The sequence below is a fragment of the Neobacillus sp. GCM10023253 genome, assembly GCF_042653105.1.
Classification (GTDB): domain Bacteria; phylum Bacillota; class Bacilli; order Bacillales; family Cytobacillaceae; genus Neobacillus; species Neobacillus citreus.
Window position 1 is genome coordinate 233,402 of the sequence record NZ_JBHSHV010000003.1, and the last position, 19,027, is coordinate 252,428.

The 19,027-nt window shown below is 39.9% G+C and carries 19 protein-coding genes and 1 pseudogene; 14 read left to right on the forward strand and 6 right to left on the reverse strand.

Going from position 1 to position 19,027, the window contains the following annotated elements; translation table 11 throughout:
- Positions 1-12 precede the first annotated feature (12 nt).
- From ACFPA1_RS01540 to ACFPA1_RS01555, 4 genes are all read left to right on the forward strand, one after another.
- The gene (locus ACFPA1_RS01540) at positions 13-1,137 is read left to right on the forward strand and encodes an N-acetyldiaminopimelate deacetylase (protein WP_378580980.1); all 1,125 of its coding nucleotides are present in this window, start codon (positions 13-15) and stop codon (positions 1,135-1,137) included.
- Positions 1,138-1,196: 59 nt separating this feature from the next.
- A complete protein-coding gene (locus ACFPA1_RS01545) occupies positions 1,197-1,652 on the forward strand; it encodes a TlpA family protein disulfide reductase (protein ID WP_378580982.1) in 456 nt (151 codons plus the stop codon).
- A gap of 130 nt (positions 1,653-1,782) precedes the next feature.
- A complete protein-coding gene (locus ACFPA1_RS01550; RefSeq protein ID WP_378580984.1) occupies positions 1,783-2,700 on the forward strand; it encodes a DUF4349 domain-containing protein in 918 nt (305 codons plus the stop codon).
- A gap of 87 nt (positions 2,701-2,787) precedes the next feature.
- Entirely contained in the window at positions 2,788-3,447 is a 660-nt protein-coding gene (locus ACFPA1_RS01555; RefSeq protein ID WP_213140898.1) for a potassium channel family protein, read from the forward strand.
- Between the two features lie 99 nt (positions 3,448-3,546).
- Here the strand turns inward: ACFPA1_RS01555 and rnjA are convergent, their stop codons facing one another.
- From rnjA to def, 3 genes are all read right to left on the reverse strand, one after another.
- Entirely contained in the window at positions 3,547-5,214 is a 1,668-nt protein-coding gene (gene rnjA / locus ACFPA1_RS01560) for a ribonuclease J1 (RefSeq protein ID WP_213140897.1), read from the reverse strand.
- 6 nt (positions 5,215-5,220) lie between these two features.
- Positions 5,221-5,430: a DNA-dependent RNA polymerase subunit epsilon gene (locus tag ACFPA1_RS01565; protein ID WP_213140896.1), complete on the reverse strand. Its 210-nt coding sequence runs from the start codon at positions 5,428-5,430 to the stop codon at positions 5,221-5,223.
- A 438-nt stretch (positions 5,431-5,868) separates the two neighbouring features.
- A complete protein-coding gene (gene def, locus ACFPA1_RS01570; RefSeq protein WP_378580987.1) occupies positions 5,869-6,423 on the reverse strand; it encodes a peptide deformylase in 555 nt (184 codons plus the stop codon).
- A 172-nt stretch (positions 6,424-6,595) separates the two neighbouring features.
- On the opposite strand from def, the gene ACFPA1_RS01575 reads away from it, so the two are divergent.
- The 7 genes and pseudogenes from ACFPA1_RS01575 to ACFPA1_RS01605 all read left to right on the forward strand — a co-directional run bounded on the left by ACFPA1_RS01575 (position 6,596) and on the right by ACFPA1_RS01605 (position 14,188).
- A complete protein-coding gene (locus ACFPA1_RS01575; RefSeq protein WP_213140894.1) occupies positions 6,596-7,252 on the forward strand; it encodes a YkyA family protein in 657 nt (218 codons plus the stop codon).
- Between the two features lie 392 nt (positions 7,253-7,644).
- A complete protein-coding gene (gene pdhA / locus ACFPA1_RS01580; protein ID WP_213140892.1) occupies positions 7,645-8,760 on the forward strand; it encodes a pyruvate dehydrogenase (acetyl-transferring) E1 component subunit alpha in 1,116 nt (371 codons plus the stop codon).
- Positions 8,761-8,763: 3 nt separating this feature from the next.
- Positions 8,764-9,741: an alpha-ketoacid dehydrogenase subunit beta gene (locus ACFPA1_RS01585; protein WP_213140891.1), complete on the forward strand. Its 978-nt coding sequence runs from the start codon at positions 8,764-8,766 to the stop codon at positions 9,739-9,741.
- Positions 9,742-9,826: 85 nt separating this feature from the next.
- A complete protein-coding gene (locus ACFPA1_RS01590; protein WP_213140890.1) occupies positions 9,827-11,173 on the forward strand; it encodes a dihydrolipoamide acetyltransferase family protein in 1,347 nt (448 codons plus the stop codon).
- A 5-nt stretch (positions 11,174-11,178) separates the two neighbouring features.
- Positions 11,179-12,594, forward strand: a complete 1,416-nt coding sequence (gene lpdA / locus ACFPA1_RS01595; protein ID WP_213140889.1) for a dihydrolipoyl dehydrogenase — start codon at positions 11,179-11,181, stop codon at positions 12,592-12,594.
- Positions 12,595-12,743: 149 nt separating this feature from the next.
- Positions 12,744-12,986 carry a hypothetical protein gene (locus ACFPA1_RS01600; RefSeq protein WP_213116480.1) on the forward strand — a complete coding sequence of 81 codons (243 nt, stop codon included), beginning with the start codon at positions 12,744-12,746 and terminating at the stop codon, positions 12,984-12,986.
- Between the two features lie 319 nt (positions 12,987-13,305).
- Positions 13,306-14,188 (forward strand): annotated as a pseudogene (locus ACFPA1_RS01605) (transposase).
- Positions 14,189-14,504: 316 nt separating this feature from the next.
- Here the strand turns inward: ACFPA1_RS01605 and ACFPA1_RS01610 are convergent.
- On the reverse strand, positions 14,505-14,939 hold the full coding sequence (locus ACFPA1_RS01610; RefSeq protein ID WP_213141312.1) for a DUF1885 family protein: 435 nt from the start codon (positions 14,937-14,939) through the stop codon (positions 14,505-14,507).
- Positions 14,940-15,223: 284 nt separating this feature from the next.
- Between ACFPA1_RS01610 and ACFPA1_RS01615 the strand changes: the two genes are divergently transcribed.
- The gene (locus ACFPA1_RS01615) at positions 15,224-15,349 is read left to right on the forward strand and encodes a GapA-binding peptide SR1P (protein ID WP_213116478.1); all 126 of its coding nucleotides are present in this window, start codon (positions 15,224-15,226) and stop codon (positions 15,347-15,349) included.
- Positions 15,350-15,406: 57 nt separating this feature from the next.
- On the opposite strand, the gene ACFPA1_RS01620 is transcribed toward ACFPA1_RS01615, so the two are convergent.
- On the reverse strand, positions 15,407-16,879 hold the full coding sequence (locus ACFPA1_RS01620) for an aminotransferase class I/II-fold pyridoxal phosphate-dependent enzyme (RefSeq protein ID WP_213140888.1): 1,473 nt from the start codon (positions 16,877-16,879) through the stop codon (positions 15,407-15,409).
- Positions 16,880-17,085: 206 nt separating this feature from the next.
- On the opposite strand from ACFPA1_RS01620, the gene ACFPA1_RS01625 reads away from it, so the two are divergent.
- Together ACFPA1_RS01625 and ACFPA1_RS01630 are read left to right on the forward strand one after the other, a co-directional pair.
- The gene (locus tag ACFPA1_RS01625) at positions 17,086-18,045 is read left to right on the forward strand and encodes an NAD(P)H-dependent flavin oxidoreductase (RefSeq protein WP_378580991.1); all 960 of its coding nucleotides are present in this window, start codon (positions 17,086-17,088) and stop codon (positions 18,043-18,045) included.
- A 36-nt stretch (positions 18,046-18,081) separates the two neighbouring features.
- Entirely contained in the window at positions 18,082-18,354 is a 273-nt protein-coding gene (locus tag ACFPA1_RS01630) for a UPF0223 family protein (protein ID WP_213140886.1), read from the forward strand.
- A 29-nt stretch (positions 18,355-18,383) separates the two neighbouring features.
- On the opposite strand, the gene ACFPA1_RS01635 is transcribed toward ACFPA1_RS01630, so the two are convergent.
- Positions 18,384-19,016: a YktB family protein gene (locus ACFPA1_RS01635; protein ID WP_213140885.1), complete on the reverse strand. Its 633-nt coding sequence runs from the start codon at positions 19,014-19,016 to the stop codon at positions 18,384-18,386.
- Positions 19,017-19,027 lie beyond the last annotated feature (11 nt).

Sequence of the window (19,027 nt, forward strand, 5' to 3'; positions counted from 1 at the left end):
GGAGTGGTAATCATGAATCCGTTTGTTAAAATTCGCCGTGATCTTCATCAAATTCCTGAACTCGGGTTTCAAGAATATAAAACTCAGGCCTATTTATTAGCTTACATACATTCATTACCCCAAGAGCGGGTTGCCATAAAAAAATGGAAAACTGGCCTCTTTGTCAAGGTTTCAGGGTTGAACTCGAAAAAAACAATTGGTTATAGGACCGACATTGATGGTCTTCCCATTACAGAGGAAACGGGTCTTCCATTTTCTTCACAGCACAGCGAGCAAATGCATGCCTGTGGGCATGATTTTCACATGAGCATTGCACTTGGAGTGCTGACCTTTTTTGTAGAAAACCCAATTGATGACGATTTATTATTTATTTTTCAGCCTGCTGAGGAAGGTCCTGGCGGTGCCGAACCGATGTTAAGGACAGAGGAAATGCGAGAATGGATGCCAGATATGATTCTTGCACTTCATATTGCACCCGAGTATCCAGTCGGAACCATCGCTGTGAAAGAAGGATTATTGTTTGCAAATACATCTGAACTGTTTATTGATTTGAAGGGAAAGGGAGGTCATGCCGCCTATCCGCATCAAACCAATGATATGGTCATTGCTGCTTGCCAGCTTGTTAATCAGCTGCAAACCATTGTTTCTCGAAATGTTAACCCATTAGATAGTGCCGTGATCACGATTGGAAAAATCACCGGAGGAACTGTTCAAAACATTATTGCCGAGAAAGCAAGGCTAGAGGGGACAATCCGAACATTGTCACCGGAATCGATGAAAAAGGTCAAGCATCGGATTGAAGCGATTGTAAAAGGAATTGAAGCCGGTTTTGAATGTGAGGCAGTAATTGACTACGGATCTATGTACCATCAGGTGTATAATAGCGAGGAATTGACCAGGGAATTTATAAATTTTATAAAAGAAGCTGATGCGGTTCAATTCGTAGAATGTAAAGAAGCTATGACAGGGGAAGATTATGGCTACATGCTGAAAGAAATTCCTGGATTTATGTTTTGGCTCGGTGTCGATTCCCCCTACGGACTGCATCATGCCAAATTAACACCAAGTGAAGAGGCAATCGATGTTGCGGTAAGGGTGATCACAAAATATATTGCCTTAAAAGGTAATCAATCATAAAGCATGCTTTAGCTAGACCTAACCTTCGTGTTAGGTCTATTTCATAGGAGGGAAAAGAGATGAAGCTAAGGGAGGAAATGCCCGAGTTAGAGGGGGAGGCTGAGTGGCTAAATGGTCAGGTAACTAAGGATGAGTTAGTTGGTGAAAAGCCGACCCTATTTCATTTTTGGTCCATCAGCTGTCATCTTTGTAAAGAAGCTATGCCGCAGATTAATCAATTTCGCGACCAATACAAGGAAAAATTGAATGTTGTCTCAATTCATATGCCAAGGTCAGAGAATGATTTAAATATTAAAGATATCAAACAGGCTGCGGCTGAACATGGCATCACCCAGCCGACTTTTGTCGACAGCGAACATAAATTGACAGCTGCTTTTGAAAATAAATATGTTCCTGCCTACTATGTGTTTGACAAAGAAGGCAGGCTCCGCCATTTCCAAGCCGGAGGCAGCGGCCTAAAAATGCTCGAAAAACGAATTAACCGGGTGTTGAGTGAATTAGAGAAAACAGAATAAATCTTGTGAATCTGTTTTAATCACGCACCGTATTTTATTTTTTATCAGAAGGAAAAGATGTAACCATCCCCTTATAAAATCGTCAGTGTATAAAATGGACTATTTTATAAAAAAAGGGGTGTCTTAAGATATGAAAAAGGTAATACAACTTTTCATCATTTTTATTATGACATTGATGGTTATACTGACAGGCTGCAGCTCGAACAATAGCAAAAGTGAAAGTGGAAAAATGAATGTGGAAAACATAGCACAAATGGATTCTGCAGGTTCGGGCAGTGCTGAGAAACCCTCTTTATCTGCTAGTGACAAATCAACCGCAAATAAGGCTGCTGAAACGGTAAGCATAGAGGTTCAAAGTAAAATGGTCATCTATCAGGCAGACTTAGAACTCCGTGTAAAGAAATTTGACCGGACTGTCCGGACTTTTGAAGAAAAAGCAGCCCAATATGGCGGCTATATCGCTGAGTCCAATGTCGCAAGAGCCGGAAAAGAACAAATCAGCGGACATATGAAGATAAGAATCCCGCAAAAACATTTCCAGGACTTTTTGCACGATGCAGAGGGGCAAGCAGTTGAAGTGCTCCAGCGGAATATTACCGGTCAGGATGTAACCGAGGAATATGTCGACCTTGAGTCAAGGCTAAAATCCAAACGGGTCGTGGAGGAACGTCTTCTTTCCTTTATGAATGGGGCAGTTAAGACAGAAGACCTTTTAAAAATCTCTGCAGATTTAGCGGCTGTTCAAGAGGAAATCGAAACTATACAAGGGAAAATGAAATATCTCGAAAATCAAACATCTTTCTCAACGGTAAATATTACTCTCTATGAAAATAAAATTGTTGTTCCTGATATTGAAAAGGACAAACTAAATACTTGGGAAAAAACAAAAAAACAGTTTATGAAGAGTACCAATTTGTTGTTATCCTTCTTTTCAGGGTTGGTCGTTTTTATATTTGGCAATATGCCGATAATAATACTATTTATCATATTAGCAGCAGTGGGCATAGTTATTTATAAAAAAAGAAAGCAGCAGAGAAACCGTGATTAAATCGCTGAAATTTCGCTCTATATAAAAATTATGATGGATGTTAAAATAATACCAGTTATCTAATTGAATTTCCTGGGGGAATTGTTTGTGAAGAAAAGTTTTGCTGTCATTGGTCTTGGCCGATTTGGCGGCAGTATCTGCCGGACCTTAACAGATGAGGGAATGGAAGTATTGGCAATTGACGTAAACGAGGAACGGGTCAATGAATTTTCGATGATTGCATCACATGCGGTAGTCGGCGACTCAACCGATGAAACAGTCTTAAAAAGTTTAGGGATTCGTAATTTTGACCATGTCATTGTCGCCATTGGCGATGATATTCAATCAAGTATTTTAACCACACTAATTCTAAAAGAATTAGGAGTGAGCCGCGTAACCGCAAAGGCGCAGAATGATTATCACGAAAAGGTTTTAAGAAAAATCGGCGCAGACCATGTTGTTCATCCTGAACGGGATATGGGGCGGAGAATCGCCCATAATATGACCTCCAGTAATGTTGTTGATTATCTTGAGTTATCGGATGAACATAGTATCGTTGAAATCGTCGCAAACGGTAAAATTGGCGGCCACACCATTATGGATCTTGATATCCGGAAAAAATACGGTTTGAATATTGTGGCCATCAAAAGAGGGGAGGATATCATTGTTTCTCCTCATGCAGGCGAAATGATCAATGTCAATGACGTACTGATCGTGATTGGCACCGACAATGATATAGACCGGTTTGAACATAAAGTGATGGAATAAATGAAAACTCGTCGATTGGCGAGTCCGTTAGGACGAAGACAGAGACGTAGTTGAATTTCTTATTAGCTAAAAAAAGGAACCGCCTAGCGGTTCCTTTTTTTATACTTCCATAATAATTGGTAAAATCATTGGTCTTCTCTTTGTTTTTTCATATAGGAATGGAGCGAGTGTATCGGTAATTTCGTTTTTAATTTCTGACCATTGGCTTGTTTTCCGCTCCATTATCTTGTTAAGATGCTTGGTAATTAAATTTTGTGCATCATTGATTAGGTCCCCTGACTCACGCATATAAACAAATCCACGTGAAATTAAATCTGGACCGGAAGCAATTTTAAATTCCTTCATGTTGATGCTGACAACAACAACTACTAAGCCCTCTTCAGATAAAATTCTTCTGTCTCTTAAAACGATATTGCCAATATCGCCCACACCGCTTCCATCAATATATACATTTCCTGATGGAATCTTTCCGGCAACTTGAGCTGTATTTTCTGATAATGCAAGGACTTCGCCATTGTCCATAATGAAGCAATTTTCTTCTTGCACGCCGCAATCGACGGCAAGTTTAGCATGCATTCTTTGCATCCTATATTCGCCATGAATAGGCATAAAGAATTTCGGCTTGATTAATCGGAGCATTAACTTTTGTTCTTCTTGTCCGCCATGACCGGATGTGTGAATATTACTTAATTTACCGTGGATTACCTCGGCACCCGCTCTAAACAAACTATTGATTGTTCTTGAGACACTAATAGTGTTTCCAGGAATAGGAGATGAGGAAAAGACCACAGTATCTCCAGGAATAATTTGAATTTGTCTATGTGTACCGTTAGCGATTCTCGATAACGCAGCCATTGGCTCCCCTTGGCTTCCTGTGCAAAGGATGGTTACTTTATCAGCCGGCAGGCGATTAATCTGACCAGCATCAACGAAGGTATCTTTCGGTGCCCTAATATAGCCTAAATCAAGACCGATATTAATCGCTGCTTCCATGCTCCGTCCAAATACAGCAACTTTGCGGCCGTAGGTAACGGCTGCTTCTGTTACCTGCTGAAGTCTATGAATATTGGAAGCAAAAGTAGCAAAAATGATTCGTCCGTCTACCTTGCGGAAAATATCATCGATGCTTTCACCAACCCGACGTTCCGACATAGTGAAATCAGGAATTTCACTATTGGTACTATCAGATAATAAACAAAGCACGCCTTCTTTGCCGATTTCTGCCATTTTTGTTAAATTTGCTGGTTCTCCGACCGGTGTGAAGTCAAATTTAAAATCACCTGTGTGGACGATCTGGCCAGGAGGCGTTTTTACGACAATGCCATAGGAGTCTGGGATACTATGGGTTGTCCGGAAAAAGGTAACCGATGTTTTCCGGAACTTAATCACATCATCTTCTTTAATTTCGATTAATTTAGCATTCCGCAGTAGACCATGCTCTTCCAGCTTATTTTTAATTAACCCAAGCGCCAGCTTCCCTCCATAAATCGGAATATTGACTTCGCGCAATAAATAAGGAATGCCACCTATGTGGTCTTCATGGCCGTGGGTGACGAATAAGCCCTTAATTTTATCTTCATTTTTAACTAAATAACTGTAATCAGGAATGACGTAATCTATTCCTAATAATTCATCCTCGGGAAATTTAATTCCAGCATCAATTAAGATAATTTCATCTTGGAATTGTACCCCGTACGTGTTTTTGCCTATTTCACCCAATCCCCCCAGGGCAAAAACAGCTGCTTGATCGTTTTTTACAAATTTCATAAATTATCAAATCTCCAATACTTTAAAGTTTTCGTTTTGCTGCTCATATTCTAAATAGGCTCCTTGTACCTCTTGAACATATTCCACATTAAATTTCCGTTCCGCAATTTTAGAAAGAACATCCCGTTTTGATTCACCTTCAACGAAAATGGTTTTTGTATTTTCTCTAACTGGGACTTCGTTAATGCTTTCTTGAAAATAGACCTTAAATAACATTATTCTCGCTCCTTAATTCATCATGACTTTTTCTATTATATAAAACATTTTCATCTTTTTCATTATTTTCAGTGGAAAACTTAGTTTCATTATGAAATGTATGTAAAAAGCATGTTTTAATAATTTACAATAACGAAGGAGCCCTTCGCAACTTTGAAGGGCTCGAAAAGTTTAGGCAATCGATTTTTTTCTGAGTAATTCTTTCCACTGTTTTAAAAGCTTCTTCCTAAGCTTCTTTAACATAGTGGATCATCTCCTTACTTCTTATTTTAAACAATCCTTGTCCAATGTAAAGGTGGTGATGGCAGATAATTGAAATTTTTTGAAAGAGCCTTTTTTTACTATTATTATATGGTTAAATTGCTGAATTTTTCATGGATAAACATGGAATAAGGGGGAAGCAAACATAAAAAAAAGGCTGTTCTTAAAACAGCCTCATTATCGTTCAATTGCGCTAGCCCCTTCAATTGGCTTTAAAGGGTCCTTTTTATCAATATGATCATAAAACATAATGCCATTTAAATGGTCGATTTCATGTTGAAAACAAATAGCAGGCAGACCTTTTAAGCGGATTTTAATTTCCTCGCCAGTTAGACTTGTTCCTTTTACAGTGACACGGGCATACCGCGGCACAAAGCCCGGAATCGATTCATCAACCGATAGACAGCCTTCGCCTGTTTGTAAATAGGCTTTTTCAACAGAATGACTGATGATTTTGGGGTTAAATAGAGCATAACTGATAAGCTGTCCCTTGTCATCTGTGCAGTGAACAGCAATCATCCGTTTGGATACATTTATTTGCGGTGCTGCAAGTCCTATCCCAGGCCGCAGACCATATTTTTGCGCTATTTCAGGGTCCTGGCTGTTGATAACATATTCTAACAGACTCGCAAGAATCTGTTTATCCTCATCACTTGGCGGCATGGAAACCTCTGCTGCTGCCATCCTTAAAGTGGGATGTCCATCACGAATGATATCATCCATCGTTAACATAAACCTTCACTCCTATGTTCGAATAAAATCATATGTACTCATTAGTCTATCAAACATTTTGGGATTTGTTAACGGTGATGGTTCTTTCCTTCTCGACAAAAGGGTATGTTGTCAAATAAACAAAGTAAAGATATAGTAGAGGGTGATAAGAAGGAAAGTAAGGTGCTTTAAGATGAAAAGAAAACGGTATGCTCTGTTTATTTTCGCTCTTATTTTGATATTATCGGGCTGCACAAGTGAAAAAGATCCAACGAAGGAAATGTATGATGTCCTAGAAAAGGTTGTAGCAAAAGAGAAAGGGTTTGAAGAACAACAGGAACCACTCGTTTCTCTGGAAAAGAAAGAAAAAGCCCTTTATGACCAAATCATAAAACTAGGAATGAAGGAATATGAGCAAATTGTAAAGCTATCCGATGAGGCGCTAGACTCAGCGGATAAAAGAAAAGAGCTTTTGGAAAAAGAAACAAACAGCTTAAAAGAGTCTGAAAAAGAATTTCAAAAAGTGAAAAAAATAAAGGATCAGTTAAAGGACCCGGAACAAAAGAAATTAGCAAATGAACTGTATGATATTATGATGCAAAGGTATAGGGCGCATGATGTCTTGTACAGTAATTATTCCGAGGCATTAAAAAATGATAAAGAATTGTATGAAATGTTTAAAAACAAAGAGCTTCCGCTAGATGCTCTGGAAGCCCAAGTTATGAAAGTAAATGAGACGTATAAAAACGTTCTTGCCGCAAACGAAAGTTTTAACAAGTTAACGGAGGAATACAATGCGACAAAGCTTTCGTTCTATAAACAGGCAGGAATAAAATCATCTAATAAATGACATTATAAAAAGTCAGCCAAAAAAAAGGCTGGCTTTTTTCTATATTATAACAACTCCAGATAAATGTTGTTTTTTATATAACAGATGTTAATTGCAAGTTAATACAGGTTATTAGAATGGGTGAAAAATAAATAATATGGATGTGTTGAAAAATTATGGTGTAAAGGATTTGACGCTTCAGATTGGATGGTGTAAACTCGGTTATGGAATGATATGTTGTATTATATTTTCTATTGGAGATATTAATACAGATTATATTTGGCAGTTAGGTTCAGAATTTTTATTTGAAAAAATTTGGAATACCCTATTTTCCAGCTTTTTTGGGTAACCTAACGTAGTGGATTTTATTTTAATTATAAGTATTTAAATAATGAAAGGAAGATGTGACCACGATGGCTTCTCAAACCAAAAATATGCCGTTGGATGCAGTTAAGTCACTCCAAGCAGCAGAAGAACAGTTTAAAACATTCCAAATCTTAAATGAAGAAGGGGAAGTTGTTAATGAAGGCGCAATGCCAGCATTAACAGACGAGCAGCTGCAGGAACTTATGCGGCGGATGGTGTACACAAGAATTTTAGACCAGAGATCCATTTCCCTAAATCGTCAGGGCCGTTTGGGCTTCTATGCACCAACAGCAGGACAGGAAGCATCCCAGTTGGCATCACAATTTGCTCTGGAAAAAGAAGATTATATTTTACCTGGGTATCGGGATGTTCCTCAGTTAATTTGGCACGGACTGCCGCTTTACCAAGCATTTTTGTTTTCACGTGGACATTTTCATGGCAACCAAATTCCTGAGGGAGTTAATGTTTTATCTCCACAAATTATTATTGGTGCCCAATATGTGCAGACAGCAGGTGTGGCATTAGGACTTAAAAAGAGCGGCACGAAGGCTGTTGCGATTACCTATACAGGTGATGGCGGCGCGTCCCAAGGAGACTTTTATGAAGGAATTAACTTTGCAGGTGCATTCAAGGCGCCAGCTATTTTCATAGTTCAAAACAACCGATTTGCGATTTCCACTCCAGTTGAAAAGCAATCTGCAGCAAAAACAATTGCTCAGAAAGCAATGGCTGCTGGAATCCCTGGTATCCAAGTCGATGGAATGGACCCTCTTGCAGTATATGCTGCCGTAAAGGATGCTCGTGATCGTGCCATCAATGGCGAAGGACCTACCTTAATTGAAACATTAACCTATCGTTATGGACCACATACCATGGCTGGTGACGATCCAACACGTTACCGTACTGCTGACCTTGATAATGAATGGGAAAAGAAAGACCCGCTTGTCCGTTTCCGTAAATTCCTTGAGAAGAAAGGTTTATGGAGTGAAGAAAAAGAAAATGAAGTAATTGACCAAGCAAAAGAAGATATTAAAGAGGCAATTAAAAAGGCGGATTCGGCTCCTAAACAAAAGGTTACCGATTTAATATCCATCATGTTTGAGGAAATGCCGGTTAATTTAAAAGAACAAAATGAAATATATCAAGCAAAGGAGTCGAAGTAAGTCATGGCTCAAATGACAATGATTCAAGCAATTACTGATGCACTTCGTACGGAATTGAAAAATGACCCTAAAACGTTAGTATTCGGCGAAGACGTTGGCGTAAACGGCGGTGTATTCCGAGCGACAGAAGGCCTTCAAAAAGAATTTAGTGAAGATCGTGTATTTGACACTCCTCTTGCCGAATCAGGAATTGGCGGACTAGCAATTGGTCTTGCGATGACGGGATTCCGCCCAATCCCTGAGATTCAATTCTTTGGCTTCGTATTTGAGGTAATGGATTCTATTGCAGGGCAAATGTCACGTATGCGCTACCGTTCAGGCGGTCGTTATCATATGCCGATTACTGTTCGTTCTCCATTTGGCGGCGGTGTCCACACTCCTGAGCTGCATTCCGATAGCTTAGAAGGTTTGATGGCACAAACACCAGGGTTAAAAGTCGTTGTCCCATCTACGCCGTATGATGCAAAAGGATTATTGCTTTCAGCAATCCGTGATAATGACCCTGTCATTTTCCTTGAGCATTTGAAGCTTTATCGTGCTTTCCGTCAAGAGGTGCCAGAGGAAGAGTATACTATTCCGCTTGGTAAAGCTGATGTAAAACGTGAAGGTACTGATTTATCTATTATTACTTATGGTGCAATGGTGCACGAATCTTTAAAAGCGGCAGATGAGTTAGCGAAGGAAGGACATTCTGTAGAAGTAGTCGACTTACGTACAATCAGCCCGCTTGATATCGACACGATTATTGCATCTGTTGAAAAAACGGGCCGTGCGATTGTCGTTCAAGAAGCACAAAAAATGGCCGGTGTTGCTGCCAATGTAGTGGCTGAAATCAATGACCGTGCAATTTTAAGCCTAGAAGCACCAGTTCTGCGCGTGGCTGCGCCGGATACTATTTATCCTTTCTCACAAGCAGAGTCTGTATGGCTTCCAAATTATAAAGACGTAATTGAAACAGCTAAAAAAGTATTAACATTTTAATGAAAAGGGAAATAGGGCTTAACTGTTTCCCTATTGCCCTTGATACTAAAAGCAAACCACAAGCGAAATAGGAGGATGAATACCAGTGTCATTTCAATTTAAAATGCCTGACATCGGTGAAGGTATTCACGAAGGGGAAATTGTTAAATGGTTCATCAAACCTGGAGATCAGGTAAAAGAAGATGATGTCCTTTGTGAAATTCAAAACGATAAAGCTGTAGTAGAAATTCCTTCCCCTGTTGAAGGAACAGTACTTGAAGTATTAATTGGTGAAGGAACGGTAGCAACAGTAGGACAAGTTCTGGTGACTTTTGATGCACCGGGATATGAAGACTTACAATTTAAGGGAGACCATGCGGAAGAACAGCCGCAGCCAGAAGCACAAGCAGCTCCTCAGCCGGCACCTTCTACAGATACGAAACCTGCAGAAGCGCCATCTCAGCCTGCTGCACAGCCACAAGAAGCTGCAGCCGCACAACCGCAGGCTGATGTGGATCCTAATAGACGCATTATTGCTATGCCATCTGTTCGTAAATATGCACGTGATAAAGGTGTAGAAATCAGTTTAGTGGCTGGAACAGGTAAAAATGGCCGGGTTCTAAAAGAAAATATTGATGCATTCTTAAACGGTGGTGCACAAGCAGCGGCACCTCAAGCAGCAGCACCTGCAGCTGAAACTGCTGAAACGGTTGAATCACCTAAAGCTGCTGCACAAATTCCGCAAGGGCAATATCCGGAAACCCGCGAGAAGTTAAGCGGAATCCGCAAAGCAATTGCGAAAGCGATGGTCAATTCCAAACATACTGCTCCACATGTTACATTAATGGATGAAGTGGATGTAACAAAGCTTGTTGCCCACCGTAAAAAATTCAAGGAAGTTGCTGCTCAGAAAGGCATCAAGTTAACCTTCCTTCCATATGTCGTAAAAGCTTTAACAAGTGCATTGCGTGAATACCCTGTTTTTAATACATCGATTGACGATGCTGCTGGGGAAATTGTTCATAAGCACTACTTTAATATTGGTATTGCTGCTGATACTGAAAAAGGTCTATTAGTTCCGGTTGTTAAGGATGCAGACCGTAAATCAGTTTTCTCAATCTCACAAGAAATTAATGAATTGGCTGACAAGGCTAGAAGCGGAAAGCTAGCTCCTGATGAAATGAAAGGCGGCTCATGCACAATTAGCAATATCGGTTCTGCTGGAGGCCAATGGTTTACTCCAGTCATTAACCATCCTGAAGTGGCTATTTTAGGAATTGGCCGAATTGCCGAGAAACCTATTGTTAGAAATGGCGAAATTGTTGCAGCCCCTGTATTAGCCATCAGCTTAAGCTTCGACCATCGCATGATTGACGGTGCAACTGCTCAGAATGCACTAAATCATATCAAGCGATTGTTGAACGATCCAGAACTATTGTTAATGGAGGCGTAAGAAAAATGGTAGTTGGAGATTTTCCGATTGAAACAGAAACTATAGTCATCGGCTCTGGTCCTGGCGGGTATGTGGCAGCTATTCGTGCTGCTCAACTAGGACAAAAGGTAACAATTGTAGAAAAGGAATATGTAGGCGGAGTATGTTTAAATGTCGGCTGTATTCCTTCAAAAGCTTTAATCGCTGCAGGTCATCGTTATGAAACTGCCCTTCATTCCGAGGGCTTCGGGATTACAGCTGAAAATGTAAAGGTTGACTTCTCGAAGGTTCAAGAATTTAAAGCTGGTATTGTAAAAAAATTAACCGGCGGTGTTGAAGGCTTATTAAAAGGGAATAAAGTGAATATTGTACGCGGAGAAGCATACTTTGTGGATGCTAATACTCTTCGTGTAATCAATGAAGATTCTGCTCAAACTTATACTTTTAATAATGCTATTATTGCAACTGGTTCCCGTCCTATTGAACTGCCGGCATTTAAATATTCAAAGCGTGTTCTAAATTCGACTGGTGCCCTTAATCTAAACGAAATTCCTGAGAAAATTGTCGTGATTGGCGGCGGTGTTATCGGGATTGAACTTGGCGGTGCTTATGCAAACTTTGGCAGTCAGGTGACGATTTTGGAAGGTGCCGAGGAAATTTTAGGCATGGGTGTTTTTGATAAGCAAATGGCGGCCTTGGTTAAGCGCAACATGAAGAAAAAAGGTGCGGAGTTCTATACGAAAGCCTTGGCTAAAGGTGTGGAAGAGACAGAAAACGGCGTCGTGGTAACCTTTGAAACAAAAGGTGAAGAAAAGAAAATCGAAGCCGATTACGTTTTCGTCATGGTTGGACGTCGTCCGAATACTGATGAAATGGGTCTTGAACAAGCTGGGGTGAAATTATCTGAGCGCGGATTGATCGAAATCGACAAACAATGCCGAACTAATATTAGCAATATTTACGCTATTGGTGATGTCGTGGCAGGCCCTCAATTAGCCCACAAGGCATCATACGAGGCTAAAATTGCGGCGGAGGCAATTTCGGGACATCCTTCTGAAATTGATTATTTAGGAATTCCTGCCGTTGTATTCTCTGAGCCTGAGTTGGCTGCAGTCGGATATACTGAAGCGCAGGCGAAGGAAGAAGGAATGGAAGTAACGGTTGCTAAGTTCCCATTTGCAGCAAATGGCCGTGCTCTATCGCTTGACTCAAGTGATGGTTTCTTACGATTAGTTACGCGGAAAGAAGACGGCCTTGTAATCGGTGCACAAATTGCCGGTGCAAACGCTTCTGACATGATTGCTGAGCTTGGCCTTGCGATTGAAGCAGGGATGACTGCCGAAGATTTGGCTATGACTATCCATGCCCACCCAACCCTTGGTGAAATCACTATGGAAGCAGCGGAAGTAGCTCTAGGAAGTCCAATTCACATCCTTAAATAATAAAAAAAGTCCCTTTCGTACCTAAACACGAAAGGGACTTTTTTTATGGGGAAAACAAATATTTGCAGTTAGTAATGCAAAATTTTACAAATAATTTGCTGTTCCTATAATATAATTATTTTAATAAATGTAACTGCGTGGTGACAAAGATGAGGGTTTATATCGTCATGATGCTGCAATTTATTATTTGGAGTGGCTATACATTAATCGAATGGCTGTCAAAACACGATCAGCTTCTATTCAAAGTTATTATGTTTTTTGTCTTTTTTTATTTGGCTTTCATTATTGGCAACAAAATCACCAATTCTTTCCGCAAAACGCTTTTTATTACCACATTAAGCCTAGTGGTCTATACATCAATCCATTACACCATGGCACGTTATATACATTGAAAAAAGCTCCTTTTAGGAGCTCGGGCTGTCGAGAAACCCTCGGCAGCCTCTATTTTTATTCGTATTCTTTAACAATGCACCGCGTTAATTTGTTGTAATATTATTAATACATAGACTTTTCAACATGTCTGAAGATTTGCGCTCCAGGCACTTCGCTTTCCGCGGGCGTGCCGGGGAGCCTCCTCGGCGCAAGCTCCTGTGGGGTCTCCCACTGCCCCGTACTCCCGCAGGAGTCTTCGTGCCTTCCGCGCAAATCAACAGGTGTTAATAAAGAGACCTGCAACTCAAACAATAAATAATAAAATATGTGGTGAAATTAATGTTTAAGCCAAAAGTGTCCAGCCAAAGTGAATACGAATTTGTTTCTATTGATGAATTAGTTCCAGACAACCACCTTCTTGGCTTGATTGATAAATATATAGATTTTTCATTTCTTTTAGAAAAAGTTCGTCCATTTTATAGTGAGGATAATGGCTGCCCATCTGACCCACTAATTCTTTTTAAAATGATGTTTATTGGATACCTTTTTGGTATTCGATCTGAAAGACAACTAGAAAGAGAAGTTAAAATGAACATTGCCTACCGGTGGTTTTTAGGTTTAAAATTCCACGATCCGGTCCACATCATTCGACGATCAGTTGGAATCGCCAACATCGTTTCAAAGTTATAAATACGGAAATTGATACCGATATATTTCAGGAAATATTTGATGAGATTGTTCTGCAGGCAATGAATCATAAAATGGTTGGCGGTCGTGTTTTATTTACTGATTCCACTCATTTAAAGGCAAACGCCAATAAGCATAAGTATACAAAGGAAGAGGTAAAAGTAGAGACTCGCGAATATTTTGAGGAACTTAATAAAGCTATAGAAGAGGATAGAATTAATCATGGAAAAAAGCCGTTAAAGGAAAAAGAAGAGAAGAAAGAGACAAAAGAAATTCGGGTATGGGAGGAGTAAAAAGAGAAGGTAAGAATAAATCGCTTATCTAAATCAGGAAAACAGCTTTATAAATTTAGAAAGGAAAAAATTGAGCGAAGCTTCGCAGACTCAAAAGAGCTGCACGGGCTTCGCTACTGCCGGTTACGTGGGATAAAAAAGCAAGTGAGCAGGCCCTTCTTACTGCAGCTTGCCAGAACATGAAAAAGATTGCAACACACTTATTCAGACTAGAAAAAGTGTGTTGTAGTTCTTTAGATTGATAATCTCCCTGTTGATTGGAGCGGAAGGTGCGCAGACTCCTGCGGGAGTACGGGACAGGGGAGACCCCACAGGCGCGGAACGCGCCGAGGAGGCTCCCCGAACCGCCCGCGGAAAGCGAAGCACCTGGAGCGGAAATCAACAGGCCCATTAGCAGCGACAATTTTTCATAAAAAATGAATTTTCGGATTCTGATAAAATAAAAAATTGCCGAGAAAAATATACTTTCTCGACAATCTGAGCTCCTTTTAGGAGCTTGGATTATCAAAAAACATTCGATAGCTTTTCAACAAGTCTGTTGAAGCTCCCTTTGGGAGCTTATTTTCTTGGGTAAAAGTACATAATTCTTTCGTTAAAGAGGTGCAATTCGCCTTGAAGCTTTTTGGCTAGGAATTTGCAAAATTCATTTGCTTTTCCTTTATCTCCGTATGTAGATTGTTCCGGCAAGGTAACCTGAATATATGTCTGCTCATATTCCCCGCCTTCTTCTGTTTTGACAGTTTCTTTATCAACACCTATTAAAATGGCAAAGTAACGTTCATGGTCAGAATGTAAATAAAACCAGTTTCCTTTTCCTTCAGCCGTTTCTTTTATCTCATAAGGTAGTGCTGCATCCTCAAATTGCCAATTCAGCTGATCGCCAGTTTTGCTTGTAATGTCTTTATAGTAATGAAATAAATCCTTTACTTCTTCGATTGTAATCGTTTGCTTCGCTGATGAAGGCACGAGCTTTATATATGCATTTAAAGCCATCATTATCCCCCTTATATACCTGTAATATCACCTCTTTTATTCTAGCATTGAATAAAAAATAATGACAACTTAAATAGGTATATTTATAAACTTTTCTTTATTTGTACAGTTTGAAGCTAAAATGTTTGTTATTGGGACAATTTTAACTCCTATTTAAATTATTATTTTTAAATGTGACATACAATTAGGCTTGAAATTTTTAATGTGATATATTATTATGATTTCAAGGATAGTAAATCGCTTTCAATTTAGTGATAATTCCACAAAAAAGGGGACTAATAAGCATGGGTACTATTGTATGCCAAACTTGTAATTCAACAATTGATCATTTTGAAGATGAAAAAGTAACGGTTCTCTATTCAAAATGCGGCTGCTGCTGCGAAAGCCATGGGGAAAAAGAAGTGAAATAAATATAATTTACTTAAAAATAAACAGGATTCCATTAGGAATCCTGTATTTTTTATTTGCTATTGAATTGCCTTATATTCTTTAATAACCCGGATTGTTTTCAGTTCATCGTCCTCCGGTCCTTGAACAGGCAGTCCGGCCTCCAGGTTTTTCTTTATATAGTGGAGGTTTTCTTTCGTAATAATCTCACCAGGAATAAAAATTGGGATTCCTGGAGGATACACCATAATGAATTCAGCAATTATTCTGCCCTCAGATTTCTCCAGGGCTACTACTTCCGTTTCAGAGTAAAACGCATCCCTCGGAGTTAAGGCAAGCAAAGGAATTTCCGGCAGGAGAACCTCAACAGGCTCGATCTTTTCAGAACGATTCTCATACTCTTTAGAAAGCTCCCTTAGGGCGGTTACTAAAATATCCCCTTCATTTTCCGTATCTCCTAAAGTAATGATACAGAGGATGTTGTAAAGGTCAGACATTTCCACTTCAATATTGTGCTTTTCACGGAGCCATTTTTCTACTTCATAGCCAGTAAGCCCTAAATCTTTGACGGAAATAATCAGTTTTGTCGGGTCATAATCAAATATGGCTTTGGAATCTAAAATTTCTTCACCAGGGCAATAAAGATGTTCTATTTCGTTCACTCTTTGACGGATGGACTGCGCAAGGCGAATCGTTCTGTCAATTAATTCTTTTCCTTTCATCACCAGCTGTTTCCTGGCAACATCCAGCGAAGCCAATAATAAATAAGAAGTGGATGTTGTCGTAAGCATGCTGAGAATGGATTGAACATGTTTAACCGAAACAAGACCTTCTTTAACATTTAAAATGGAGCTTTGCGTCATCGAACCGCCAAGCTTATGGACGCTGGTTGCAGCCATATCCGCACCTGCCTGCATGGCTGATATTGGAAGGTCTTCATGGAAATGAATATGAACTCCATGGGCCTCGTCTACAAGGACAGGCACTTCGTAAGAGTGGGCAATTTCCACGATTCTTTTTAAGTCGGCGGAAACTCCAAAGTAAGTCGGGTTAATGACTAATACTCCTTTGGCATCAGGGTGCTGTTCAAGTGCTTTTTCCACTGATTCCGGTGTAATACCATGGGAAATCCCCAGCTCCATGTCAATTTCCGGATGGATAAATACCGGAATTGCACCTGAAAAGACAATGGCCGACATGACTGATTTATGGACATTTCGTGGCACAATGATTTTATCTCCAGGGCCGCAAACTGCCATAACCATTGTCATAATGGCTCCGCTGGTGCCTTGGACTGAAAAGAAAGTATGGTCGGCACCAAAAGCTTCTGCCGCTAATTCCTGGGCCTGCTTAATCATTCCTTTAGGTGAATGGAGGTCATCAAGCGGTCCAATATTGATTAAGTCAATGGAAAGAGCATTCTCACCAATGAACTCTCGGAATTCCGGATCCATACCGGCTCCTTTTTTATGTCCAGGTATATGAAATTGAATTGGATTTCTATTGGCATGTGCTAATAAACCGCTAAAGAGCGGTGTTTGATTTTGGGACAATTTATACACACCTCTTATTAAGATCTCTTATAAATAAAGATTCAAAAAAACAAATTGAATTATAGCATTAAATATGTGGTCTGCATAGGAATTCTGTAAATTTTTATCCGAATGGATTTATAAAATTTAGTTTCCCAAAAGAAAAGGAAATTTACCCGTTTGAAACGAAATAACAAATAACGACTAATTAAGGAGTGATTTTTCAAATGAATTGGCAGACACGAGTAACAGAAATATTAAATATCCGCTATCCAATTATTCAAGGCGGGCTTGCGTATTTAGCTTATTCTGATTTAGCCGCAGCCGTATCCAATAGTGGCGGCCTTGGGCAAATTACGGCCATGTCCTTGGCAAGTCCTGAACTTCTTAGAGAAGAAATTAAGAAGGTTAGAGAATTAACCGATAATCCTTTTGGAGTGAACTTTGCCATCGGACAAACCGGAAGGCCTTTTGCTGACTTTTTGCAGGTGGCTATTGATGAAGAGGTACCTGTTATTTCTATGACTGGCGGAAATCCGGCTCCTATTTTTGAACAATTAAAGGGTACATCCATTAAAAAGCTTGTCCTTGTTGCTGCAAGAAGGCAGGCAGTGAAAGCGGAGGAACTTGGCGCTGATGCTGTAATGGTAGTTGGGCAGGAAGGAGGAGGGCATCTCGGCCGTGATGATCTAGGTACTATGGTGTTAATCCCTCAGGTTGTCGATGCAGTGTCAATACCGGTTATTGCTTCGGGCGGAATAGGTGATGGCAGAGGGCTAATGGCCGCACTCAGTTTAGGTGCTGAAGGAATAGAGATGGGTACTCGTTTTATTGCCACTAAGGAATGTGTTCATGCTAATGATGTGTATAAAAATGCATTGATTGAAGGCACTGAAACTGATACAGTGGTGATTAAGCGCTCGCTCGGCGCACCAGCAAGAGCAATTGCGAACACATGGACAGATAGAATTCTTGAAATTGAAAAGAATCATGGCGGTTATGAAGAGCTTAAGGATTTTATTAGTGGAAAAGCTAATCAACAGTACATTTATAATGGTGAAGTTGATAAAGGCTTCGCTTGGGCGGGTCAGGTCATGGGACTCATTAAAGATGTACCGTCTACTGCCGAGCTTTTTGATCGGATTATCCTTGAAGCTGAACAAATTCGCCGGAAGTGGAAAGAATAAGAAACAATACACAAGAGAGTCAGCAGGTGAGATTACATGGAATATCAGTATCCAATAGACTACAGATGGTCGACAGAGGAAATTGTTGATGTCGTTCATTTCTTTGAAGCCATTGAAAAAGCGTATGAGTCCGGAATTGAACGCGACCAGTTAATGTCCGTCTACCGGAGATTTAAGGAAATTGTCCCAAGTAAAGCAGAGGAAAAGACCGTTTGCGGTGAATTTGAAGAAATCAGCGGATATTCATCCTATCGGGCCATTAAAAAAGCAAAAGAAGCTTCTCCCGGTGAGAGAATTATGATGAAATAAACAAAGGAGACATTAGCTGTCTCCTTTGTTTATTTCAAATTACAAGCAATTTTATATATTGGTGCAACCTTTTGGAATACATTTTCGATTTCGTTTATCAAGCCTTCAGAGCCAAGCGCGATGGCAGCTTCTCTATCTATCGTATAGCCGCACAATAGTTCTGCTTTTTTAACTGTTTGTAAGCGGTCGATAAGCCCCTTTAATTCTTCCTTTGACATTTCCCTGTGTGAGAAAGTATCAGGCTTCGTATGATCAGCAGACCACGCAAATTCTTTTGGTATTTCTTTAAATATCTTGGTCAATTTTTTTGACAGACGCTCTGCAATTACTTCCTTCTGTGGAGCTTCATAAATAACTGCAAACCAAATAAATAAATGGGTATGCCATAAGCCGATTTGAAAATGAGGCAGCATTTTATAGCCGCGCGGATTATTGGCGAAAGCCACCCAGGTATCCTTTGGAGGATTAACTGTCCGCCTTGCATGTTTGGCAATATGAACAAACATTTCATCACCAGTTAATACATTCAAGGCTGGGGCGAAATGATGGCCCAATTGCTCTAATTTAGGACGAATGGAGGTTTTTAAGGCTTCCATTCTATTCTCCAATCCCGCGACTAAAAACACATTAAAATCTTCTTCGGTAAATCCTTTAAAATCCATCCCTATACCTC